At 41.8% G+C, this 23,640-nt stretch carries 22 protein-coding genes and 1 pseudogene; all 23 read left to right on the plus strand.

Going from position 1 to position 23,640, the window contains the following annotated elements; all coding sequences use genetic code 11:
* Positions 1–7 precede the first annotated feature (7 nt).
* The 23 genes and pseudogenes from DXB39_RS01530 (at position 8) to DXB39_RS01640 (ending at position 23,589) form a co-directional block, all read left to right on the plus strand.
* Positions 8–865: a polymer-forming cytoskeletal protein gene (locus tag DXB39_RS01530; protein ID WP_022243276.1), complete on the plus strand. Its 858-nt coding sequence runs from the start codon at positions 8–10 to the stop codon at positions 863–865.
* Complete coding sequence (gene pyrH / locus DXB39_RS01535) at positions 865–1,560, plus strand: UMP kinase (protein WP_022243275.1); 696 nt, start codon at positions 865–867, stop codon at positions 1,558–1,560. The genes DXB39_RS01530 and pyrH overlap by 1 nt, the downstream gene beginning before the upstream one ends.
* Positions 1,561–1,575: 15 nt before the next feature.
* Complete coding sequence (gene frr / locus DXB39_RS01540) at positions 1,576–2,130, plus strand: ribosome recycling factor (RefSeq protein ID WP_022243274.1); 555 nt, start codon at positions 1,576–1,578, stop codon at positions 2,128–2,130.
* An 82-nt stretch (positions 2,131–2,212) separates the two neighbouring features.
* Positions 2,213–2,914: pseudogene (locus tag DXB39_RS01545) on the plus strand (isoprenyl transferase); the annotation flags it as partial.
* A gap of 1 nt (position 2,915) precedes the next feature.
* Positions 2,916–3,722, plus strand: coding sequence for a phosphatidate cytidylyltransferase (locus DXB39_RS01550; protein WP_117841155.1), 807 nt, complete (start codon positions 2,916–2,918; stop codon positions 3,720–3,722).
* Positions 3,723–3,730: 8 nt separating this feature from the next.
* The gene (gene dxr / locus DXB39_RS01555) at positions 3,731–4,873 is read left to right on the plus strand and encodes a 1-deoxy-D-xylulose-5-phosphate reductoisomerase (protein ID WP_117698708.1); all 1,143 of its coding nucleotides are present in this window, start codon (positions 3,731–3,733) and stop codon (positions 4,871–4,873) included.
* Position 4,874: 1 nt separating this feature from the next.
* Complete coding sequence (gene rseP / locus DXB39_RS01560) at positions 4,875–5,906, plus strand: RIP metalloprotease RseP (RefSeq protein ID WP_022243270.1); 1,032 nt, start codon at positions 4,875–4,877, stop codon at positions 5,904–5,906.
* A gap of 28 nt (positions 5,907–5,934) precedes the next feature.
* Positions 5,935–6,993 carry a flavodoxin-dependent (E)-4-hydroxy-3-methylbut-2-enyl-diphosphate synthase gene (ispG, locus tag DXB39_RS01565; RefSeq protein WP_117841154.1) on the plus strand — a complete coding sequence of 353 codons (1,059 nt, stop codon included), beginning with the start codon at positions 5,935–5,937 and terminating at the stop codon, positions 6,991–6,993.
* An 8-nt stretch (positions 6,994–7,001) separates the two neighbouring features.
* Entirely contained in the window at positions 7,002–11,522 is a 4,521-nt protein-coding gene (locus DXB39_RS01570; RefSeq protein WP_117841153.1) for a PolC-type DNA polymerase III, read from the plus strand.
* Positions 11,523–11,560: 38 nt separating this feature from the next.
* Positions 11,561–12,397: a purine-nucleoside phosphorylase gene (locus DXB39_RS01575; protein ID WP_022243267.1), complete on the plus strand. Its 837-nt coding sequence runs from the start codon at positions 11,561–11,563 to the stop codon at positions 12,395–12,397.
* 91 nt (positions 12,398–12,488) lie between these two features.
* On the plus strand, positions 12,489–13,793 hold the full coding sequence (locus DXB39_RS01580; protein WP_117841152.1) for an amidohydrolase: 1,305 nt from the start codon (positions 12,489–12,491) through the stop codon (positions 13,791–13,793).
* A gap of 10 nt (positions 13,794–13,803) precedes the next feature.
* Entirely contained in the window at positions 13,804–14,562 is a 759-nt protein-coding gene (locus tag DXB39_RS01585) for an MBL fold metallo-hydrolase (protein ID WP_117841151.1), read from the plus strand.
* Between the two features lie 128 nt (positions 14,563–14,690).
* Complete coding sequence (locus DXB39_RS01590; protein WP_117698712.1) at positions 14,691–14,855, plus strand: vanadium nitrogenase; 165 nt, start codon at positions 14,691–14,693, stop codon at positions 14,853–14,855.
* Between the two features lie 18 nt (positions 14,856–14,873).
* Complete coding sequence (gene alaS, locus DXB39_RS01595) at positions 14,874–17,537, plus strand: alanine--tRNA ligase (RefSeq protein WP_330414776.1); 2,664 nt, start codon at positions 14,874–14,876, stop codon at positions 17,535–17,537.
* Positions 17,538–17,697: 160 nt separating this feature from the next.
* Positions 17,698–17,874 (plus strand): 30S ribosomal protein S21, encoded by a 177-nt coding sequence (rpsU, locus tag DXB39_RS01600; RefSeq protein ID WP_021737899.1) that lies wholly within the window; start codon positions 17,698–17,700, stop codon positions 17,872–17,874.
* A gap of 517 nt (positions 17,875–18,391) precedes the next feature.
* Positions 18,392–19,339, plus strand: a complete 948-nt coding sequence (gene spoIIIAA / locus DXB39_RS01605) for a stage III sporulation protein AA (RefSeq protein ID WP_117841149.1) — start codon at positions 18,392–18,394, stop codon at positions 19,337–19,339.
* Positions 19,327–19,845, plus strand: a complete 519-nt coding sequence (locus tag DXB39_RS01610; protein WP_158561511.1) for a stage III sporulation protein AB — start codon at positions 19,327–19,329, stop codon at positions 19,843–19,845. Before spoIIIAA ends, DXB39_RS01610 begins: the two co-directional genes overlap by 13 nt.
* 11 nt (positions 19,846–19,856) lie before the next feature.
* A complete protein-coding gene (gene spoIIIAC, locus DXB39_RS01615) occupies positions 19,857–20,051 on the plus strand; it encodes a stage III sporulation protein AC (RefSeq protein ID WP_022243260.1) in 195 nt (64 codons plus the stop codon).
* A 9-nt stretch (positions 20,052–20,060) separates the two neighbouring features.
* Positions 20,061–20,444, plus strand: coding sequence for a SpoIIIAC/SpoIIIAD family protein (locus DXB39_RS01620; protein WP_117841147.1), 384 nt, complete (start codon positions 20,061–20,063; stop codon positions 20,442–20,444).
* A complete protein-coding gene (locus tag DXB39_RS01625; protein WP_117841146.1) occupies positions 20,441–21,658 on the plus strand; it encodes a stage III sporulation protein AE in 1,218 nt (405 codons plus the stop codon). The genes DXB39_RS01620 and DXB39_RS01625 overlap by 4 nt, the downstream gene beginning before the upstream one ends.
* 43 nt (positions 21,659–21,701) lie before the next feature.
* The gene (locus tag DXB39_RS01630; RefSeq protein WP_117841145.1) at positions 21,702–22,292 is read left to right on the plus strand and encodes a stage III sporulation protein AF; all 591 of its coding nucleotides are present in this window, start codon (positions 21,702–21,704) and stop codon (positions 22,290–22,292) included.
* Entirely contained in the window at positions 22,289–22,882 is a 594-nt protein-coding gene (locus tag DXB39_RS01635; protein WP_147326041.1) for a stage III sporulation protein AG, read from the plus strand. The genes DXB39_RS01630 and DXB39_RS01635 overlap by 4 nt, the downstream gene beginning before the upstream one ends.
* Positions 22,879–23,589 carry a SpoIIIAH-like family protein gene (locus DXB39_RS01640; protein ID WP_117841144.1) on the plus strand — a complete coding sequence of 237 codons (711 nt, stop codon included), beginning with the start codon at positions 22,879–22,881 and terminating at the stop codon, positions 23,587–23,589. Before DXB39_RS01635 ends, DXB39_RS01640 begins: the two co-directional genes overlap by 4 nt.
* Positions 23,590–23,640 lie beyond the last annotated feature (51 nt).

The following is a 23,640-nucleotide window of genomic DNA, read 5'->3' on the forward strand; positions in this document are numbered from 1 at the left end:
TTTAAGAATGAGCTTTTTTAAAGATTTTAAAGAGGATTTATCACAGGCAGTGAACGAACTGGTACCGGGTGAAGACACAACAGAGGCAGCAGAGCAGGATAACGATGTAGTAGTCAATACATTGGAAGATGAACTGGATGTGGAGTCTGAATTATCCAAATTGGACGGACTTTTAGAAAAGGTTACCAAGGATGCCAATGCTCCGGTAGAGAAGGAAGCACCGGCACAGGAAACAGAAACAAAAGTAGAGACACCAGCTGCAGAAGAAAAAGAAGATTTACATATTCAGGAGGAAAGTAAAATGAGTGAGACAACAGCAAATGAAACCATGACAATGCCAGAAGAGACAGTAACACCGGTACAGCCGGCAACTCCGGCACATTTTGCTCCGGTTCAGACATCAGATGAAGTTTCAGATGAAGTATCTGTAATCACAGAAGGAACATCCATTACAGGTAATATGGCATCTACTGGTTCTTTAGATATCCGTGGAAATATTAATGGTGATGTTCAGTGTAATGGCAAGCTGGTTGTTACCGGAACTATCAATGGAAACAGCAATTCTGCTGAATTCTTCGCTGATGCTGCAAAAGTAGAAGGTGAAGTAGTAAGCACCGGAACTGTTAAAATCGGACTTGGTTCTGTCATTATTGGAAATATTACCGCAAGCTCTGCAGTTATCGCAGGAGCAATCAAGGGCGATATCGATGTTCAGGGACCTGTAGTTGTAGATACTTCTGCAGTTGTTATGGGTAACATCAAATCCCGTTCTGTTCAGATTAACAATGGTGCAGTTATCGAAGGTTTCTGTTCCCAGTGCTATGCTGATATTGATGTGGAAAGTCTTTTTGGAGAGAATAAATAATGAAGAGAGTATTTTTAAAATTAAGTGGAGAAGCACTTGCGGGAGAAAAGAAAACAGGTTTTGATGAGCCGACCGTAACAGAAGTTGCCCGCCAGGTAAAACAGATTGTAGATGGCGGATGCCAGGTTGGAATCGTAATTGGTGGCGGTAATTTCTGGAGAGGACGTTCCAGCGAGACTATCGACCGTACCAAAGCAGACCAGATTGGTATGCTTGCAACGATTATGAACTGTATTTATGTATCTGAAATCTTCCGTTCTGTTGGAATGATGACACAGATTCTGACTCCGTTTGAGTGTGGAAGCATGACCAAACTTTTCTCAAAAGACCGTGCCAATAAATATTTTGAAAAAGGAATGGTAGTATTTTTTGCAGGTGGAACAGGACATCCTTATTTTTCAACAGATACCGGAATTGTACTCCGTGCCATTGAAATGGATGCAGAGGGCATTTTTCTGGCAAAAGCCATTGACGGTGTCTATGACAGTGACCCGAAGGTAAATCCGGCAGCAAAGAAATATGATGAGGTATCCATTCAGGAAGTGATTGATAAGAAGCTTGCAGTAGTAGATTTAACCGCATCTATTATGTGTATGGAAAATAAAATGCCAATGTATGTATTCGGATTAAATGAGCCGGACAGCATTGTAAATGCAATGAGCGGAAAATTTAACGGCACGAAAGTGACTGTATAATAAAGGAGATTATTTATGGATAGCAGATTAAACCCATATGAAGAGAAAATGCAGAAATCATACGAGAATCTTGTGGAAGAATATGCAACTATCCGGGCAGGAAGAGCGAATCCGCATATCTTAGACAGAATTACTGTAGATTATTATGGAACACCGACCCCGTTACAGCAGGTTGCAAATATCAATGTTCCGGAGCCAAGAATGATTCAGATCCAACCTTGGGAAGCATCCCTTGTAAAAGAGATTGAAAAAGCAATTTTAACATCTGATTTAGGCTTAAATCCAACCAACGATGGTAAAGTAATCCGTCTTGTATTCCCGGAGCTTACCGAGGAAAGACGTAAAGAACTGGCAAAGGATATTAAGAAAAAAGGTGAGAATGCCAAGGTGGCAATCCGTAATATCAGAAGGGATGCCAATGATGCATTCAAGAAACAGAACAAAGCAAATGAAGTATCTGAGGATGAATTAAAGGAATTAGAAAACGATACTCAGAAAATTACGGATAAATATATTGCAAAAATTGATGGTGCAGTAGAGGAAAAGACAAAGGAAATCCTTACGGTATAATCTTATCCATGTACGACACATATGGGGACATAGCGCGATTGCCGTGTCCCCTTTTATGTTGTAAACATCTGTAAAAAGGAGAACAAAGATGAAGATTCCAAAACATGTTGCAATTATTCTGGATGGAAACGGACGCTGGGCAAAGAAAAGAGGAATGCCAAGAAACTATGGACATACTATGGGGGCAAAGAATGTTGAAGTTATCTGTAAAGCAGCGCATGATCTGGGCATAGAATACGTAACCATGTATGCATTTTCCACAGAGAACTGGAACCGTCCACAGAATGAAGTAGATGCTTTGATGAAGCTTTTGAGCAGTTATCTTAAGAACTGTATAAAGACAGCGGACAAGAATAATATGAGAGTCCGTGTAATCGGGGATACCAGCCGGCTGGATGATAAATTCCAGCAGCAGATTGCTGTATTGGAAAGAGAATCTGCCCATAATACGGGACTGAATTTACAGATTGCCATTAATTATGGAGCAAGAGATGAAATGATCCGTGGAATGAAGAAAATGTGGCAGGATGGTATTTCGGCAGAGGAGATTACCGAAGAGAAATATGAATCCTATCTTGATACGAAAGATATCCCGGATCCTGATCTTATGATCCGCACCAGTGGAGAACAGCGGCTTTCCAACTTCTTGCTGTGGCAGTTTGCTTATAGTGAGTTATATTTTACAGAGGTTCCATGGCCGGACTTTACACCGGAAGAACTGCGTAAAGCAGTAGAGGATTACAGCGGAAGAGACCGGAGATATGGAAAGATAGAGGAGGAGTAATATGTTTAAGACAAGATTATTAAGTGGAATCGTGCTGGTAATTCTGGCGCTGGTATTCATTATTACCGGAAATGATTTGCTGCTGGCAGTAACCGGAATTATTTCTTTGATTGGATTGTATGAACTGTATCGTGTGTTTAAAATTGAAAAAAGCTGTGCCGGTGTCGTCGGCGGACTGGCAACGATTGTATATTATTGCAATCTGAAATTTCAGTTTATTCCGGATATGATGTTATTTGTCATCGCACTTTTGGTAGTGCTGATGTTTGTATATGTATTTTCTTATCCGAAATATCATACCGAGCAGATGTTAGCAGCATTTTTTGGTGTATTTTATGTATCGGTGATGCTTTCTTATGTATATCAGACCAGAATGCTACCGGGTGGAGCTTATATTGTATGGTTAATTTTCTTATGCTCCTGGGGCTGCGATACCTGTGCATACTGCGTGGGTGTGCTGATTGGAAAACACAAGATGGCACCGGTGCTTTCTCCGAAGAAATCCTGGGAAGGAGCTGTTGGCGGAGTAGTGGGAGCAGCATTATTAACCCTGATTTATTGCTTTGTTTTCCAGGGCTCTATGGGAAGCACCAACCGTGATATCATTATGCTTTGCATGATTTGTGCGATTGGGGCAATCATATCTATGATTGGAGACCTGACTGCATCTGCAATCAAACGTAATTATGACATTAAGGATTATGGCAAACTGATTCCTGGCCATGGTGGAATCTTAGATCGTTTTGACAGTGTAATATTTACAGCGCCAATTATTTATTATCTTGCATTATATCTGATTGGCAAGTAGGAGGAAACATGAAGAAGATTGCAATTTTAGGTTCCACTGGTTCCATTGGAACCCAGACACTTTCTGTTGTAAGAGAACATGGAGATATTGAAGTAACTGCACTTGCGGCAGGACATAATATTGCAAAATTAGAAGAACAGATCCGGGAGTTCCATCCGGCCTTGGTTGCTGTATGGGCAGAAGAGGACGCGATTGAGCTTCGGACAAGGGTTGCAGATTTGAAGGTAAAGGTGGCTTCCGGGATGGAAGGGCTTTTAGAAGTAGCAACGGAAGAGAAAGCAGAGATTCTTGTAACTGCCATTGTGGGTATGCTTGGTATCCGTCCGACCATAGCCGCTATGAAAGCAGGAAAGGACATTGCACTAGCTAATAAGGAGACTTTAGTTACCGCAGGACATATTATTATGCCGCTGGCAAAGGAATGTAATGTGAAAATCCTTCCGGTGGACAGTGAACACAGTGCAATCTTTCAGTCTCTGCAGGGAGCCGGAGACAATAAAATTGCAAAAATACTTTTGACAGCTTCCGGCGGACCATTCCGTGGAAAGAAGCGGGCGGAATTAGAACAGGTAAAAGTGGAAGATGCATTGAAGCATCCGAACTGGAGCATGGGACGTAAAATCACCATTGATTCCGCCACCATGATAAATAAGGGACTTGAAGTCATTGAAGCAAAATGGCTGTTTGATGTAAATGCAGACCAGATTCAGGTTGTAGTACAACCACAGAGTATCATACATTCTATGGTAGAGTATGAAGACGGTGCAGTCATTGCACAGCTTGGAACGGCAGATATGCGGCTTCCAATCCAGTATGCCCTGTATTATCCGAAACGGTTACACTTAAGTGGAGACCGGCTTGATTTCTGGAAAATGAAGGCAATTACATTGGAAGAGCCGGATATGGAGACTTTTTACGGATTGAAGCTGGCTTATGAAGCCTGTAGAAAGGGCGGTAACATTCCGACTGCTTTTAATGCAGCAAATGAGAGAGCGGTAGCAATGTTCTTAGACGGAAAGATCCGTTTCTTGGAGATTCCGGAAATTGCACAGGCGTGTATGGAGCAGTGTACCTATATTGCCAGTCCGTCCGTAGAAGAAATCCTTGCAACAGAGCAGGCTGCGTATGAGTATATAGAGAGCAGGTGGTAGATTGAAAATAATCATTGCAATCTTAATGTTCAGTTTTATTATTATTTTTCATGAACTGGGACATTTTTTGCTGGCAAAGAAAAATAAAATCAAAGTAAATGAATTTTGTCTGGGACTTGGACCAACGCTATTTGGAATTACAAAGGGAGAGACAAAATATTCCATAAAACTGCTGCCTTTTGGTGGAGCATGTATGATGGAAGGCGAAGACGGAGAGTCGGAAAGTGAAGGCTCCTTTAACAGCAAGTCCGTATGGGCGAGAATAGCAGTTGTAGCGGCAGGACCGGTTTTTAACTTTATTCTGGCATTCCTTCTGGCACTGATTGTTATCGGGACAGCCGGATTTGACCGGCCGGAGGTAAAAGGTGTTATGGAAGGATATCCGGCAGAGGAAGCAGGACTTCAGGCTGGAGATATCATTAAAGAAATCAATGGAAAGAACATTCATATTTATCGTGAAGTAAGTGTTTACACGCTGTTTCATTCCAATGAGAATCTGGAAGTGACCTATGAAAGAGATGGAGAGGAATATACCTGTACCATCAGCCCAAAATATAATGAAGAAGCAGGAAGAAATCTCTTTGGAATCTATGGAAATACCATGCGTGAGCGGGGTAATATTTTTGAGACTATAAAATATAGCGTATATGAAGTGAAATACTGGATAGAAGTTACCATGGACAGCTTGAAGATGTTAGTGACCGGAAGAGTCAGTGTCAATGAACTTTCGGGACCGGTAGGTATTGTAAAGAATATTGGTGATACTTATGACGAGAGCAAGTCAGCTGGAACGCTATCGGTGGTATTGACATTAATTAATTATTCCATAATGCTGACTGCCAATCTTGGAATTATGAACCTGCTTCCATTACCGGCATTAGACGGAGGAAGACTGGTATTTCTGATTATAGAAGCCGTCAGAAAGAAACGGGTGGATCCGGACAAAGAGGGCATGGTTCATTTTGTCGGACTGATGCTGCTTCTGGCATTGATGGTGCTTGTCATGTTTAATGATATTCGAAAATTATTTTAAATAATCCTGCACAGGAGGAAAAGCAATCATGGAACGAAAAGATACGAAAGTGGTAAAAATAGGAGACCGTATCATCGGTGGAAAAAATCCAATCCTGATACAGTCAATGACCAATACAAAGACAGAGGATGTAAAAGCAACCGTAGAGCAGATTAACCGTCTGGCAGCGGCAGGCTGTGATATCATCCGCTGTGCGGTGCCGACAATGGAAGCCGCAGAAGCATTGACTGAGATTAAGAAGCAGATAGCAATACCACTGGTTGCAGATATTCATTTTGATTACCGGCTGGCTATTGCTGCCATGGAGCATGGTGCAGATAAAATCAGAATCAATCCAGGCAACATCGGAAGCAAAGAGCGTGTACAGGCTGTGGTAGACGTAGCAAAGGAAAGAAATATTCCAATCCGTGTGGGAGTCAACAGCGGTTCACTGGAAAAGGATTTAGTAGAAAAATATCATGGTGTTACTGCAGAAGGCATTGTAGAAAGTGCTTTGGATAAAGTGCATCTTATTGAAGATATGGGATATGACAATCTCGTTATCAGTATCAAATCTTCAGATGTTATGATGTGTGTAAAAGCCCATGAACTGATTGCTGAGCAAACCGATCATCCACTGCATGTGGGAATTACAGAGGCAGGAACGATTATCAGCGGAAATATTAAATCCTCCATTGGACTGGGACTGATTTTAAATCAGGGGATTGGAGATACCATTCGTGTTTCATTAACCGGAGATCCGTTAGAAGAAATCAAATCAGCAAAACTGATTTTAAGAACTTTAGGGCTTCGTAAAGGTGGTATAGAAGTCGTATCCTGTCCGACCTGTGGAAGAACAAGAATCAACTTAATCGAACTGGCAAATCAGGTAGAGAATATGGTAGCGGACATTCCTTTAGACATCAAGGTTGCTGTTATGGGCTGTGTAGTCAACGGACCGGGAGAAGCAAAGGAAGCCGATATCGGAATTGCCGGCGGTGTGGGAGAAGGACTAATTATAAAGCATGGTCAGATAGACCGTAAAGTACCGGAGAATCAGCTCTTAAGTGAATTAAGAAAGGAACTTTTGAACTGGAATAAGGAGTAGGAAAAATTATGGCAAAACTGTTTTTTGAAGTTTTTCCGACATTAAAGATTACCGGAGAGATGAGTGCACTTTTGAAAGAAACAGAGATTACAAAAGTGGCATCGAATTCCGCACAGAATGCACTGCGGATTTATTTAGAGAGTACAAGGCTAATTCCCAAACCGGAAATCTATCATATTGAACAAGAAATCAGACAACAGCTATTTCCGCACAAGGAGATAGCTGTTAAAATCATAGAAAAATTTAATTTATCCAGCCAGTATACACCGGAAAAACTGATGGCGGTATACCGGGAGAGTATTTTAGAAGAGATTCGCAATTACAGCGTACTGCTCTATAATCTGATGCGCTGCAGCAAAATGGAATTTGACCGGGAAGACCATATGATTCTTACCTTAGAGGATACCATTGTTGCCACAGAGCGGAGCAATGAACTGATTGATATCTTAGAAAAAATCATCTGCGAACGTTGTGGATTAAAATTAATGATTGAGCCACAGTATGAGAAGCCGGCAGAAAATGATTATTTAAAGAGCGCAGACAGCCAGATTGAAACAGAGGTTGCCCATATCGTGGCACGAACCGCTGCTGCAAGAACGCAGAATGCGGATGGCATGGAACAGCCTGCTGCCAATGAAGCAAACGCACAGCCGGATGCTAGAGCGTCAGAAAAGGAAAAAACACCTGCTGCCCCGGAGAAAAAACAGACTACCGGCACAGAAGGTGCAGGAGCAGCACCTGCTGCTGGAAAGAATAACTTTTCCGGCGGAAAGGATTTCAAGGGAAAATCTTCCTTCCAGAGAAGAGATTTTGTTAAAAAATCAGACAATCCGGATGTTATTTATGGCCGTGATTTTGAAGAAGATGCAATTCCGATTGAGACCATCGTAGGTGAAATGGGAGAAGTTGTCATCCGTGGACAGATAATGACATTAGATACAAGAGAAATCCGTGGTGAAAAGACAATTATCATTATGTCAGTAACGGATTTTACGGATTCCATTGTGCTTAAAATCTTTACAAAAAATGAGAATCTACCGGAACTGATGGGAGATTTGAAAAAGGGAGCATTTCTTAAAATTAAGGGTGTAACGACCATTGATAAATTTGACAGTGAGCTGACCATCGGCTCCATTGTCGGAATTAAGAAAATCCCTGATTTTACTACAATAAGAATGGACAACAGCCCGTTAAAGAGAGTAGAGCTTCATTGCCATACCAAGATGAGTGACATGGATGGTGTTACTGATGTAGGAGATCTGGTAAAAAGGGCATATAAGTGGGGACATAAGGCACTGGCGATTACCGATCATGGAAATGTCCAGGCATTCCCGATTGCAAACCATGCACTGCCGGATGACCCGGACTTTAAGATTATCTATGGTGTGGAAGCTTATCTTGTGGATGACTTAAAGGACATTGTAGAAAATTCAAAGAATCAGTCCCTGCAGGATACCTATGTGGTATTCGATATAGAGACCACCGGATTTTCACCGCTGGTAAATAAAATTATTGAAATTGGTGCGGTAAAAGTAGAAAAGGGGAATATAACCGAGCGTTTTTCCACTTTTGTTAATCCGGAAGTGCCGATTCCGTTCCACATTGAAAATCTGACCGGAATCAAAGATGATATGGTAATTACGGCACCGGTGATTGCAGAAGTTATGCCGGAGTTCTTAGCCTTTTGTGATGGTGCTGTTATGGTAGCACACAATGCTGATTTTGATATGAGTTTTATCAAATATAACTGTGACCGTTTAAGCATTCCTTATGATTTTACCATTGCAGATACCGTTGCCATGGCACGAATGCTGCTGCCGAATCTGAACCGTTTTAAGCTGGATACCGTAGCAAGGGCATTAAATATTTCGCTGGAGAATCATCACCGTGCGGTAGACGATGCAGCATGTACCGCTGAAATATTCGAAAAGTTTGTAAAAATGCTTGCTGACCGTGGCATCAATACACTGGATGAATTAAATGCCGAGGGACATGTCAGCAAAGAGACCGTTATGAAGATGCCGACCCATCATGCTATTATTCTTGCAACGAATGATCTGGGTCGTGTGAATCTCTATAAGCTGATATCCTTATCCCACCTTGATTATTTCCATCAGAGGGCGAGAATTCCAAAGAGCGAATACTTAAAACACAAGGAAGGCTTACTGATTGGTTCTGCCTGTGAGGCGGGAGAACTTTATCAGGCAATTTTACAGGGACGGCCGCAGGAAGAGATTATCCGTCTGGTGAAGTTTTATGATTACCTTGAAATCCAGCCTCTTGGAAATAATGCATTTATGATAAAAGATGAAAAAGCACCGATTTCCACCATGGATGAATTAAAGGACATTAACCGCCGGATTGTAAAATTAGGAGAAGAATTCCATAAGCCGGTTGTGGCAACCTGTGATGTGCATTTTATGGACCCGGAGGATGAAGTATACCGTCGTATTATTCTGGCGGGTAAAGGCTTTAAGGATGCCGATGAGCAGGCTCCGCTATATCTTCGTACCACAGAAGAAATGTTGGAGGAATTCAGCTATTTAGGCAGTGAGAAAGCGAAAGAAGTCGTTATCGATAATACCAATATGATTGCAGATATGTGCGAGCGCATTTCTCCGGTTCGTCCGGATAAATGTCCGCCGGTGATTGAAAATTCCGACCAGATGCTGCGTGATATCTGCTATAACAAGGCACATGAGATGTATGGAGAGGATTTGCCGGAAATCGTATCGGAGCGGTTGGAGCGGGAGTTAAAATCCATCATCGGAAACGGTTATGCGGTAATGTATATCATTGCCCAGAAGCTGGTTTGGAAATCAAATGAGGATGGTTATCTGGTAGGTTCCCGTGGATCCGTAGGTTCTTCTTTTGCGGCAACCATGTCCGGAATCACGGAGGTAAATCCGCTGGCACCGCATTATTACTGTGCCCACTGTCATTACAGTGATTTTGATTCGCCGGAAGTAAAGAAATATGGTGGACAGTCCGGTTGTGACATGCCGGATAAGCGGTGTCCGAACTGTGGCAAGCCGTTAGTGAAAGCCGGTTTTGATATTCCGTTTGAAACATTCCTTGGATTTAAGGGAAATAAAGAGCCGGATATTGATCTTAACTTCTCCGGTGATTACCAGAGTAAATCCCATAAATATACAGAAGTAATTTTCGGTGCGGGACAGACCTTCCGTGCCGGAACCATTGGTACGCTGGCAGATAAAACCGCATTCGGTTATGTAAAGAATTATTATGAAGAGCATGGTGTGCATAAGAGAAATTGTGAGATAGACCGGATTGTGCAGGGCTGCGTGGGAATCCACCGGACCACCGGACAGCATCCGGGAGGTATCGTAGTATTGCCGGTGGGGGAAGAGATTTATTCCTTTACACCGATTCAGCATCCTGCTAACGATATGACAACCGATATTATTACGACTCATTTTGAGTACCATTCCATTGATCACAACTTATTAAAGCTTGATATTCTCGGACACGACGATCCGACCATGATCCGTATGCTTGAGGACTTAACCGGAATTGATGCACAGAAGATTCCGCTGGATGATAAGTCCGTCATGTCCTTATTTAAGAATACCAGTGCACTGAGTATTACACCGGATATGTTGACAAACTGTACACTTGGAGCACTTGGAATTCCAGAGTTTGGAACAGACTTTGCGATGCAGATGTTAATTGACGCAGACCCGCAGTCCTTTTCCCATCTGATTCGAATTGCAGGTCTGTCACACGGTACGGATGTATGGTTAGGAAATGCCCAGACATTGATTGAAGAGGGAAAAGCAACCATTTCTACGGCAATCTGTACCCGTGATGATATCATGATTTATCTTATCAGTATGGGACTTGACAGTGAGGAATCCTTTACCATTATGGAGTCTGTCCGTAAGGGAAAGGGCTTAAAACCAGAGTGGGAGGAAGAAATGACTGCCCACGGCGTACCGGACTGGTATATCTGGTCCTGTAAGAAGATTAAGTATATGTTCCCGAAAGCCCATGCGGCGGCATACGTTATGATGGCATGGCGTATTGCTTACTGTAAGGTATTTTATCCGCTGGCATATTATGCAGCATACTTTTCCATCCGTGCAACCGGATTCAGTTATGAGCTTATGTGTCAGGGAAAGGATAAGCTGAATTACTTCATGCGTGATTATGAGAAACGAAAGGATTCACTATCGAAGAAGGAGCAGGATACCTATAAGGATATGCGTATTGTGCAGGAAATGTATGCAAGAGGCTATGAGTTCTGGACCATTGATTTATATAAAGCCCAGGCATCCCGTTTCCAGATTATTGATGGCAAACTGATGCCTGCCTTAAGTACGATAGATGGTCTTGGCGAGAAGGCGGCAGAGGCAGTGGTAGAGGCTGCAAAGGATGGTCCGTTCCTTTCCAAGGATGATTTCAGGCAACGGACCAAAGTTAGTAAGACCGTAATTGATCTGATGGGAGACCTTGGATTATTTGGGGACTTGCCGGAATCGAACCAGCTTTCTTTATTTGATTTTTAATACATAGGAAGGTATAATTGTTAAAAGGAGTGAGGAGCATGAACGAAGTATATGAAAAGCTTTTAAAATGTTATGCATGTTTTGAAGATAAGATTGATTTTAAACCACAGGCAGCATTGATTTTAGGCTCCGGATTAGGAGATTATGCTGACACGAATATGAAGGTGGAAGCAGTGCTTGATTATCACGATATCGAAGGTTTTCCGGTATCAACGGTACCGGGGCATAAGGGGCGCTTCGTATTCGGTTATGTAGGGGATGTGCCGGTAGTATGTATGCAGGGACGTGTGCATTATTACGAAGGTTATTCCATGCAGGATGTTGTGCTGCCAACAAGATTAATGAAAATGATGGGCGCAAAGGTACTCTTTCTTACCAATGCTGCAGGGGGAATACAGCAGGGAATGAAAGCCGGAGATCTGATGATGATTACCGGGCAGATTGGCTGCTTTGTACCATCTCCTTTAATCGGGGCAAATATCGATGAACTGGGGGAAAGGTTCCCGGATATGAGCCATATCTATGATGAGGATTTACAGAAAATAATCCGAAAAGCTGCCATTGAAGCAGATATTCCGCTTCGGGAAGGCACTTACCTGCAGTTATCAGGACCGAATTTTGAGACACCACAGGAGATTTCCATGTGCCGTGTACTGGGGGCAGATGCGGTAGGCATGAGTACAGCCTGTGAAGCCATTGCAGCAAATCATATGGGGATGAAAATCTGCGGTATTTCCTGTATTTCAAATCTTGCGGCAGGAATTTCACCATTTTCCCTGACACACCGTGAAGTTCAGGAGACAGCAGATCGTGTTGCACCATTGTTTAAAAAGCTGGTGACTGATTCTATTACCGGTATGAAAACATTTCTGTAAGAAAATGGTATAGTGGGAAGCAGCTATAGAAATTAAATATAAGAGGCAGATATCTATCAGGAGAAGGTAGAAGATAAGGAGGGGATTGCGTATGAATATACGTTTTTACAATGCCAGAATCTTAGCGCCGTCAGAGGGACATTCTTTTCAGGTGATAACCGGGGAATTGTGGGTAAAGAAGAATGAGATTATCTATATCGGGGATGGCCTTGATACGGAACGTGTTTTTGAAAAAGAGCCGGCAGGAATGATTCTTTGGGACAGGGAAATTGACGCAGAGAAAAACCTGCTGCTGCCGGGATTTAAAAATGCCCATACCCATACGGCTATGACATTTTTACGTTCCTATGCGGATGACCTGCCATTACAGGACTGGCTGACAAAGCAGGTATTTCCGAAAGAGGCACTGCTTACGGCAGATGATATATACTGGCTCAGCATACTAGGCATCATGGAATATCTGACCAGTGGCATCACTTCAAATTTTGATATGTATTTCTTTCCGGAGACAATTGCAAAGGCTTCCATAGACTGTGGATTCCGGACCATGCAGGTCAGCAGCTTCAATGATTTTACAAGCTCCATTGAAGAGATGGAAGAAATTTATCATAAAGTCAATGAAATGAGTGACTTAACCGGTTATGTGCCGGGATTTCATGCGGAATATACCACCTCAAAAGAGCACTTAAAACAGGTGGCAGCATTATCCGAAAAGCTGCATGCACCGGTATATTTCCATAATTCCGAGACTGCACTTGAAGTAGAACAGTGTAAGGAGCGTTATGGAATGACACCGACCCGGCTGATGGAAGAGCTTGGAATGTTTCAATATGGCGGCGGTGGTTATCACTGTGTATATTTTGAAGATGAGGATTTTGAAATTTTTCGAAAGAGAAATCTTACGGCAGTAACGAATCCTGCATCGAATCTGAAGCTGGCAAGCGGAATCGCACCGATTGACCGCTTTATAAAAGAGGAAATTAATCTTGCTATCGGAACAGATGGCCCGGCAAGTAACAACTGCCTTGATATGTTCCGGGAAATGTTTTTAACTACCGGTCTGGCAAAGGTCAGAGAAAAGGATGCAGCCTGTGTTGGTGCGGAAGAAGTACTTTATATGGCAACGACAGGAGGAGCTGCTGCCATGGGATTAAATGAATGCGATAGTCTGGCAGAGGGAAAGAAAGCAGATTTAATCATGCTTGATTTAAAACAGCCGAATATGCAGCCGGAAAATAATCTCGTCAGGAATATTGTATACAGCGGAAGCAAACAGAATGTAAAGCTTACTATGGTAAATGGACAAATTCTTTATGAAGATAACACATTTCAGATTGGATTTGAACCGGAAGAAATATACCGGAAAGCAAATGAAATTATTGGCAGAATGAAATGAGAGGAACGATATGAAAGTAATATTTGTACATCATAGCTGTTTTGTGGTGGAAATGGAAGATGTGGTTTTGATATTTGATTATTTTGAAGGAAACCGTGTAACCGGTTATACTTTTACCGGAGTGCTTCCGGTATTTGACAAAGACAAATCCATTTATTTCTTTGCAAGCCATAAGCATCAGGACCACTTTGATATGAATATTTTAAAACTGGCAGAGGATTATGAAGACATTCATTTTATTTTGTCAAAAGATACAAAAATGAGTCCGAATTTTATGAAAAAACACGGTATTCCGGAGCGGGCAAAGAAATGTATCGAATATGTCATTCCGGATAAGAAATATGAAATCGGAAAAGTGAAGGTAAAAACCCTTCGTTCCACGGATGCCGGTGTGGCGTTTCTGGTAAAGACCTGTGGCAAGACCATTTATCATGCAGGAGACCTTCATAACTGGAAGATGGAGCATGTGGGAGAGCTGATTAATGGCAAGATGGAGCGGGACTACAGACACCAGATACGCAAGTTAGAAGGTGAGCATATCAATGTGGCATTTGTGGTTTTAGACCCGAGACTTGGTGAGTATACTGACCTTGGTTTGGCTTATTTCATGAAAAATGTGGAAGCTGATTATGTATTCCCGATGCATATGTGGCAGGATTATTCTGCCATTGAAAAATACAAGCAAAAATGTGATAATCATTTGTATACGGACCGAATCATGGATATCGAAAAAGAAAATCAGGTATTTGATATGGACAATCTCAAATGAAATTCTTGAATTATGCCATTAATTGGTCTATACTTAATACGTTTCCTGCTTAGGGGAAGGAAACTATTTCGTTACACGGGAAATCGGTAAAAAGTGGTTCCCGTAGTTAAAAACAGGAGGAAGAATGTATGGATAATTTTCTCGCATTTGGAGGCAGTTTTTTACAGTATGTAGTTATTTTTGTGATTCTGGTTGCAATTGCAGTTCTCGGTGTATTCACAGGTATTGCACTGCGGAAACGGAAAGATGCAAAGGAACTGGCATTACATGAAGATAAAAAGGAAGAAAAATAGTTTTTTGGAGGAATTATTGTGAAGAAATACGGAGTAAATGACTTAAGAAGAATGTATCTTGAATTCTTTGAGAGCAAAGGACATCTGGCAATGAAGAGCTTTTCTTTAGTACCACATAATGATAACAGTCTTCTGCTTATCAATGCTGGTATGGCTCCATTAAAGCCATATTTTACAGGACAGGAGATTCCGCCGAGAAGAAGAGTGACAACCTGTCAGAAATGTATTCGTACCGGAGATATTGAAAATGTAGGTAAGACAGCAAGACATCTTACTTTCTTTGAGATGCTTGGAAACTTCTCTTTTGGTGATTATTTCAAACATGAAGCAATTGCATGGTCATGGGAATTCTTAACAAAAGTGTTAGAGCTTGACCCGGAGCGTCTGTATCCATCTATTTATGGAGAAGACGAAGAAGCATTTGAAATCTGGACTAAAGAAGTCGGTGTTCCGGCAGAGAAAATTACCAGATTCTATCGTGACCCGGAAACCGGAGAATGTGATAACTTCTGGGAGCATGGTGCAGGACCTTGCGGACCATGTTCTGAAATCTATTATGACCGTGGAGAAAAATATGGCTGTGGAAGTCCTGACTGTAAAGTAGGATGTGAGTGTGACCGTTTCATGGAAGTATGGAACAACGTATTTACACAGTTTGAAGGAGATGGCAAAGGTGGTTATACCGAGCTTTCCCAGAAAAATATTGATACCGGAATGGGATTAGAGCGTCTGGCAGTTGTTATGCAGGATGTAGACTCCGTATTTGATATTGATACTATGAAAGCAATCCGTGATAAGATTTGTGAATTATCAGGAAAGACTTATCAGCAGGATGCATTAGATGACGTTTCTATCCGTCTGATTACAGACCATATCCGCTCTGTAACCTTTATGGTATCCGACGGAATTATGCCAAGTAACGAAGGAAGAGGTTATGTTTTAAGAAGACTGATTCGTCGTGCTGCAAGACATGGCAGATTACTTGGAATTGATGGACTGTTTCTGGCAAAACTCAGTGATACTGTTATTCGTGAGAGCAAGGATGGTTATCCGGAATTAGAGGAGAAGAAAGATTTCATCTTCAAGGTATTATCCCAGGAAGAAGAAAAATTCAATAAAACAATTGATCAGGGACTTGCTATCTTAGCAGAGATGCAGGACAAGCTGGAAAAAGAAGGAAAGAAAGAATTATCCGGAGCGGATGCTTTCAAGCTTTATGATACTTACGGATTCCCTCTTGACCTGACCCAGGAAATCTTAGAAGAAAAAGGATTTACCATTGATGAAGCCGGATTTAAGGCTGCAATGGAAGAGCAGAGAGAGAAAGCAAGAAAAGCAAGAAAAGTAACCAACTACATGGGTGCAGATGTTACCGTATATGAATCCATCGACCCAAGTATTACAACTGAATTTGTCGGATATGAGAACAATACTTATACTTCCAAGATTACAGTAATGACTACCGAGACTGAAATCACAGAAGCTTTATCCGATGGTGAGATTGGAACTATTTTCGTAGAGAAGACTCCATTCTATGCAACCATGGGTGGACAGGTAGCAGATACCGGTGTTATCAGCAGCAAGGACGGAAGCTTTGTCTTTGAAGTAGAAGATACCGTAAAGATGCTTGGCGGCAAAGTCGGACATATTGGTAAAGTTACCAAGGGAATGATTAAGACCGGTGATGAAGTAGAACTTTCCATTGATGCAGACAGAAGACTTGCCATCGGAAAGAACCACAGTGCAACACATCTTCTTCAGGAAGCCTTAAGAGAAGTACTTGGTACCCATGTACAGCAGTCCGGTTCTTATGTAGACGAGCACAGATTAAGATTTGACTTTACACATTTCTCAGCAATGACAGCAGATGAGATTACCGAAGTGGAAGACATTGTAAACCAGAAAATTGCAGAAGCACTTCCTGTTATAACAGAAGTAATGTCTTTAGAGGATGCAAAGAAGACCGGTGCAATGGCATTATTTGGTGAGAAATACGGTGATAACGTCCGTGTTGTAAAAATGGGAGATTTTTCTACCGAGCTTTGCGGTGGTACCCATGTAAGCAATACAAGTGCAGTCCAGGCATTTAAGATTATTTCCGAGGCTGGAATCCAGGCTGGAGTCAGAAGAATTGAAGCCCTGACATCCAAAGGTGTATTTGAATATTATGACCAGTTAGAAGAAACCTTAAAAGAGGCTGCAAAATTATTAAAAGCGACACCTGCAAATCTTGTTGAGCGTGTAAATCATGTATTAGGCGAAGTAAAAGCATTACAGTCTGAAAATGAATCCTTAAAGAGCAAAGCGGCAAAGGATGCATTAGGTGATGTTATGAATCAGGTGGAGGAAGTAGCTGGTGTGAAACTTTTAGCAACCAGCGTTTCCGGTGTAGATATGAATGGTTTAAGAGACTTAGGAGACCAGCTCAAAGAGAAGCTTGGCGAAGGCGTTATCGTATTAGCTTCTGATTGTGATGGCAAAGTAAATCTTGTTGCAATGGCAACTGAGGAAGCAATGGGCAAGGGTGCACATGCCGGTAACCTCATCAAGGGAATTGCTGCGAAGGTTGGCGGAGGCGGCGGTGGCCGTCCAAATATGGCTCAGGCCGGTGGTAAGAATCCGGCTGGCATCAAAGATGCTTTGACAGAAGCAAAGACTGTTCTTGCACAGCAGTTAGCATAAAATATACTGAATTAAAAATATTTTCCGGAAAATTGGAAAAACAGCAAAAAAACGGTTGACGTACGGGAAAATTATGCTATAATCTTTGGTAGTGCAATAAAATTACCCAAACAGTTGAATATGCACAATACGCAACTGGAGGGAGGTTAGGTGTGAGACAATGTCAAATGTAATCGTAAAAGAAAACGAGACGTTAGATAGCGCTTTACGCAGATTCAAAAGAAACTGTGCGAAAGCTGGTATCCAGCAGGAAATCCGTAAAAGAGAGCATTACGAGAAACCAAGTGTTAAACGTAAGAAAAAATCGGAAGCTGCAAGAAAACGTAAGTACAACTAATAAGATAGAAAGCTGTCACATTTGTGGCAGCTTTCACTTTTTTACTTTACAGGAAATTGCTTTCCTGTAAAGTAAAAAACGCTCCGCGAGGATGCACACTGCGGCGTATAAGGTAGATGTCGCAAGCGACCGCCGCAGGCGCGAGAATGTGCCAAGGCACATTCTCTGTTCTATTGCCAAGCTTATGGGTTGCCAAGCATTCGTAAGAAACTGCCGGTGGCAGGTTTTGTAGGAGGGAAACAAATTTTAGAGCATATTTTATAAGACAAGTCATATATTAGTCGTGAGGAGAAATCCTTGCGACTTTTTTACTTTACAGGAAATTGCTTTCCTGTAAAGTAAAAAATGCTCCACGAGGATGCGCACTGCGGCGTATAAGGTAGATGTCGCAAGCGACCGCTGCAGGTGCGAGAATGTGCCAAGGCACATTCTTTTTTACGCATGTTTCTCGTAGTTACGCAAGTAGACTAGAAAGAATATATTGATAGACCGAAAGAAAGGAGTGACCCCGGAAACAATGTTAGAACAGGTACTTCAGATTTTCCCGGCAGAGCTTCGGAAAATGCTGCTTGCAAATAAAGATAAATTAAAGGAGACAGAAGAAATACGCATCCGTATAAACCAGCCGATGATTCTCTGGGATGGGAGAAAGGAATATTTTTTAGATAAGCTAAGTGGCAGATTAAGTGTGGAGGCGGAAGGAAGTTATTACATAAAGGAAAGTGATATTTCTGCGATGCTGACTTTTTTAAGCAGGTATTCCATTTATGCCTATGAAGAAGAGTTAAAGAGTGGATTCCTGACCTTAGAAGGTGGACACCGGGTAGGAGTAACCGGACAGATCCGGATGGAGGGAGAAAAGGTGGAACAGCTTGCTTATGTCGGATCATTGAACATAAGAATTGCACATCAGAAGATTGGATGTGCAAAGGAAATTCTGCCCTTTATCAGAACAGAACAGAGTGTGAGAAATACGCTTTTCGTATCTTCCGTTGGGATTGGAAAGACAACCCTGCTCCGGGACAGTATTCGTCTGATTTCCGGAGATGAGACAAGCAGAATACACTTTAAAGTAGGGGTGGTAGATGAACGTTCTGAGATAGCAGCCTGCTGCCATGGAATACCGCAGAATAATCTTGGCATACGTACAGATGTGATAGACCGGTGTAAAAAGGCTGTGGGAATGCGGATGCTTCTTCGTTCCATGTCGCCGGATGTAATCGCAGTGGATGAACTTGGCTCTATGGAAGATTTTCAGGCAGTGGATGAAGTATTGCATTGTGGATGTAGTATTCTTGGGACAATTCATGCGGCAGATATGTTGGAATTACAACAAAAGGAACAGCTTAGAAAATGGGTGGAACAGCAGATTTTTGAGCGGTATGTCATCTTAAAAAAGGATGATGGTGGAAGAAGACATTTTATGATTTATGATGGGGCATGGGAAAAAATATGGTCCGATTGATAGGAGTTGTGCTGATACTTTTGGGGACAGTTGGGATTGGTTATGACAGGATGCAGCAGATAAAGCGGCATTATAAAGGGCTTTTAGACTGGCGGGAATGTATGCTGAAAATACAGGGAGATATGCAGAGCTTAAAGAAGCCGCTGCCGGATATTATTGCAGAATTGGGGCATCATGCACCGGAAGGCTTTCAGTCCTTTTTTATGCAGGTTCATAAGGAACTGATGCAGTATGAGAACAGCAGTCCGAAAAGCTGTTGGAAGGAGGCATGGAAGTCATGGGAGAACCGGGAAATCTTTACGAAAGAGGAAGGACAACTGTTTTTGGAGTGCGGAAGACTTTTGGAACAGGGAAGCGGAGGGCTGTTTGAAAAAGAAGCAGAGATACTGATAGAAAGAATCAATATTTTGATTCAAAGAGAACAGACAGAGATGAGAGAGAGGATAAAAGTCAGCATGTACCTGTGTGCTACCGCAGGAATATTTCTGGTGCTGATACTGGTTTAATGGAGGAGAAGATGAGCGTAAACCTGATATTTAAAATTGCGGCAGTCGGTATTTTGGTGACGGTAATCAGCCAGGTGCTAAAGCACAGTGGGCGGGAAGAACATGCATTTTTAACCAGTCTGGCAGGACTTTTGATTGTGCTGTTCTGGATTGTTCCATACATATATGATTTGTTTGAAACGATGAAGTCACTATTTTCGTTGTAGAGGAGAAATATGGATATTATTCAGGTTGGATTACTGGGGATCACTGCGGTTTTCCTTGCTCTTTTTATCAAAAATTACAAAAGCGAATACAGCATTTTAATCAGCATTGTGGCATGTATTTGCATCTTTATCTTTCTGATAGGAAAATTGGAGCTTGTATTGACTTACATCAATAGTGTGGTGGAGCTGATTCCTGTAGATGGAAGGTATCTTGCCATGATTTTAAAAATGATTGGAATTACTTATGTAGCAGAATTTGCAACAGATATCTGCAGAGAATCCGGGTATCAGGCAATTGCCGGACAAATTGAAATCTTTGCCAAGCTGTCGATTCTTTTAATCAGTATGCCGGTGCTGATGGGATTTATTGAAACGTTAGGGGCTTTTTTATGAAGAAACAACCATTAAAAAATGCGTTTAAGATGCCTGTAAGAACAGCAGGATGTTTCATTATATTTTTCATGTTCTGGCTCATGCCAGGAGGACTTGTACAGGCATCCTCCGTATCGGCAGCATCAGATAACAGCGGGACAGGGACGGATAAGGATTACACCGATAATTTTATGGAACAGCTGGATTTATCAGAGATTGAGCAGTATTTAAAGGAACAGGATGCTACAGAAGAGATTAGTTTCTATGAACTGATTAAAGAGCTGGCAACCGGAAACTTTTCCTGTGACGGACAAAAGCTGACGCAGGCAGTGGGAAGGATTCTGTGGGGAGAATTGCAGGATAATAAGGCAATACTGGTAACCGTTCTTTTACTGGCAATCAGCTGTGCATTTCTTAAAAATTTCTCTGATATTTTTCATAATACTTATATATCGGAGGTCTGCTTTTTCCTGATTTATATGGAGATGACAGTCCTGCTGCTGCAGTCCTATCAGATGATGAGTGATATTGTGGTAACGGCAATGAATCAGATTGTAGATTTTATGAATATGCTGATTCCAGTATTTGGCATGTCTCTGGCATTTTCCATGGCAAATTTTACAGCGGCAGGATTTTACCAGATTGCTTTTATCGTGGTTTATATTGTTCAGTGGGGAATGCTTGCCTGTCTGGTGCCAATGACGAAACTCTTTATTATGATGGAATTTATGAATTATATGATAGAAGGGGAACGTTTTAGCAGAATGTGTGAACTGATGGAAGAAATAATCCGCTGGTGCTTAAAATGTGCGATTGCAGCAACCATTGGTCTGAATGTGGTACAGACCATGGTGGTTCCGGCCATTGACCGATTGAAAATGAGTACCGTTACAAAGACACTTGGAATGATACCGGGAATGGGAAACATTACAGGAGCAGTCAGTGAACTGATGCTTGGAGCAGGTATGGTCATTAAGAACAGTGTCGGAACAGCCGGGGTATTGATTTTACTTTTGCTGGTGATGTTTCCACTATGCAAAATGTTTTTGCTGAGTCTTATGTATAAAGTGACAGCGGCAGTAACCGAACCGGTATCGGATAAGAGGATCGCAGGAAGCATGAACGGCATTTGTCTGGGCTGCCAGCTGCTTACAAGGATTTTACTTACTTCGCTGGTTCTTTTTCTTGTGACGATTGCCATGATTACTGCGGTATCCGGATTCCTTATGGGATGAAGGAAAGAAGAGAAATAAGAAGGGGAAGAGGGAGCAATATAAAATGGATGCAATTTTAAACTGGATGAAGGGAATTCTGATCCTTTTTCTGATTGGACATGTGCTGTTGTATCTGGTACAGAATAAAACTTATGAAAAATATGTGCATTTCTTTCTTAGGATTCTGATTCTGCTGGCGGTAATGGCGCCCATTGCTTCTAAGGTAATTGATGAGGATACGCTGATACAGAATATGGAACAGGCACAGTTCTTTCAGGAACTTGAGAATGTACAAAATATAAATGCCATAAGCAGTGCAGAGACTGCAGATTATCGTTTGCAATATGAAGAAGCCTGTGGCAGACAGGTAGAGGATACCCTAAGGCAGAAAGGCTATGCGGTGGCATACAGCAGGGTAACATTAACTGAGGCTTATGAAATAGAACGTATTACAATCGGGATTGAAAAGTCTGGGGATAACATTGAAAAAAATAGTTCCGTCCATGTTTCGGATATTGAGATACCGGCAATTGAGATAAAAGAAACAGAAGAGAAAAAGGAGCATACAAGTCAGGAGTATGCAGAATTAGAAAAATTTGTATGTGAAAATTATCTGGTTGATAAGACGCAGATTCAGATAGAAGAGGTGAGATGATGAAAATGCAGGATTTTATGCAAAAGATAAAAGAAAAGAAACTAAAACGGTCAGATTGGCTGATTTTAGTCCTGGCAGGCATATTGATTCTGATTATCGCATTGCCTACAGATACAAAAGAAAAAAAACAGGCAGAGGAAGCAAAAGAAAATATATCAAAGGAAAATAATACCATGGAGGCATCTAAGGATGAAATAGAGCGGAAATTAGAAGATATTTTAGAAAAAATCGACGGAGCCGGAGATGTAAAGGTGATGATTACTTATCAGGACAGTGGGACACAGGTGGTGGAAAAGGATAAAAATACTTCTGAAAATTCTTTAGAGGAAAGCGACAGCACTGGTGGAGTAAGAAGCACAAAGGAACAGCAGCTACAGGAAAGTACGGTATATGAGGAAGCAGATGCCGGAAATACCCCCTTTGTTTCTAAGGAACTTCTTCCCAAAGTGGAGGGAATTTTAATTGTGGCATCCGGTGGTGATAACCAGAAGGTGAAACAGAATATTTCCGAGGCGGTTTTGGCATTATTTCAGGTAGAAGCACATAGAATAAAAATAGTAAAAATGAGCGGACTGGAGGACAGTAAATGAAGAAAGTATTTAAGAAAAATCAACTCATTATAACCGCATTGGCATTGATGATAGCAGTGGCTGGTTACTTAAGTTTTACCGACAAGAATGGCAAAGATGAAAAGGTGGCAATGGAGGCTTCTGCGGATACGGCAGATTTATCTTATGAGATATCGGCAGAGGATGACTTAGCGGAAGCAGATATTTTTACCGATACGGAAGATAACAGTAGTGAAGCTGTATCAGCGGCAGACAGTGTGGTTGAAGAGAGCCTAGAGAACCCGGGCGAAGCCGTCATGGCAAGCAGCAGCATGGATTATGCGTCAGAAATGAAACTGGGCCGGGAACAGGTACGTTCTAAAAACAAAGAGACTTTGCTGGAAATTATCAATAATACAAATATAGATGAAGCTGCAAAGCAGGATGCCTTAAATCAGATGGTGGCAATGACGGATATTGCAGAACGGGAAAATGCAGCTGAGATGTTGTTAGAGGCAAAAGGATTTACGGATGTAGTTGTCAGCATTACTGATAATACAGCGGATGTGGTACTTGATATGGGAGAAGTAACAGATGCCAAACGTGCCCAAATAGAGGATATTGTAAAGAGAAAAGCCGGCATTGAGGCAGAAAATATCATTATCACACCAATTCAGAAAAATACTGCACAGGAGAATCCGGTAACAGAAACCACCGAAAATTCAGACACAACAGAACAGACAAATTAAGGGAAGCAGCCCCGCCCTTAGATACTTGAAAACGGGGCTGAAATTAGTATA

The sequence above is a fragment of the Roseburia sp. OM03-7AC genome, assembly GCF_003462625.1.
Lineage (GTDB): Bacteria > Bacillota > Clostridia > Lachnospirales > Lachnospiraceae > Roseburia_C > Roseburia_C amylophila.

What these genes read in the sequence shown, in the direction of transcription:
- DXB39_RS01575 (WP_022243267.1), top strand. Translation starts at nt 11,561, where the DNA reads ATGAACGAAGTATATGAAAAGCTTTTAAAATGTTATGCATGTTTTGAA.
- DXB39_RS01630 (WP_117841145.1), top strand. Translation starts at nt 21,702, where the DNA reads ATGGATGCAATTTTAAACTGGATGAAGGGAATTCTGATCCTTTTTCTG.
- DXB39_RS01570 (WP_117841153.1), top strand. Translation starts at nt 7,002, where the DNA reads ATGGCAAAACTGTTTTTTGAAGTTTTTCCGACATTAAAGATTACCGGA.
- DXB39_RS01590 (WP_117698712.1), top strand. Translation starts at nt 14,691, where the DNA reads ATGGATAATTTTCTCGCATTTGGAGGCAGTTTTTTACAGTATGTAGTT.
- DXB39_RS01550 (WP_117841155.1), top strand. Translation starts at nt 2,916, where the DNA reads ATGTTTAAGACAAGATTATTAAGTGGAATCGTGCTGGTAATTCTGGCG.
- DXB39_RS01635 (WP_147326041.1), top strand. Translation starts at nt 22,289, where the DNA reads ATGATGAAAATGCAGGATTTTATGCAAAAGATAAAAGAAAAGAAACTA.
- DXB39_RS01625 (WP_117841146.1), top strand. Translation starts at nt 20,441, where the DNA reads ATGAAGAAACAACCATTAAAAAATGCGTTTAAGATGCCTGTAAGAACA.
- DXB39_RS01530 (WP_022243276.1), top strand. Translation starts at nt 8, where the DNA reads ATGAGCTTTTTTAAAGATTTTAAAGAGGATTTATCACAGGCAGTGAAC.
- DXB39_RS01640 (WP_117841144.1), top strand. Translation starts at nt 22,879, where the DNA reads ATGAAGAAAGTATTTAAGAAAAATCAACTCATTATAACCGCATTGGCA.
- ispG (WP_117841154.1), top strand. Translation starts at nt 5,935, where the DNA reads ATGGAACGAAAAGATACGAAAGTGGTAAAAATAGGAGACCGTATCATC.
- DXB39_RS01610 (WP_158561511.1), top strand. Translation starts at nt 19,327, where the DNA reads ATGGTCCGATTGATAGGAGTTGTGCTGATACTTTTGGGGACAGTTGGG.
- dxr (WP_117698708.1), top strand. Translation starts at nt 3,731, where the DNA reads ATGAAGAAGATTGCAATTTTAGGTTCCACTGGTTCCATTGGAACCCAG.
- DXB39_RS01620 (WP_117841147.1), top strand. Translation starts at nt 20,061, where the DNA reads ATGGATATTATTCAGGTTGGATTACTGGGGATCACTGCGGTTTTCCTT.
- rpsU (WP_021737899.1), top strand. Translation starts at nt 17,698, where the DNA reads ATGTCAAATGTAATCGTAAAAGAAAACGAGACGTTAGATAGCGCTTTA.
- frr (WP_022243274.1), top strand. Translation starts at nt 1,576, where the DNA reads ATGGATAGCAGATTAAACCCATATGAAGAGAAAATGCAGAAATCATAC.
- pyrH (WP_022243275.1), top strand. Translation starts at nt 865, where the DNA reads ATGAAGAGAGTATTTTTAAAATTAAGTGGAGAAGCACTTGCGGGAGAA.
- DXB39_RS01585 (WP_117841151.1), top strand. Translation starts at nt 13,804, where the DNA reads ATGAAAGTAATATTTGTACATCATAGCTGTTTTGTGGTGGAAATGGAA.
- spoIIIAA (WP_117841149.1), top strand. Translation starts at nt 18,392, where the DNA reads ATGTTAGAACAGGTACTTCAGATTTTCCCGGCAGAGCTTCGGAAAATG.
- spoIIIAC (WP_022243260.1), top strand. Translation starts at nt 19,857, where the DNA reads ATGAGCGTAAACCTGATATTTAAAATTGCGGCAGTCGGTATTTTGGTG.
- DXB39_RS01580 (WP_117841152.1), top strand. Translation starts at nt 12,489, where the DNA reads ATGAATATACGTTTTTACAATGCCAGAATCTTAGCGCCGTCAGAGGGA.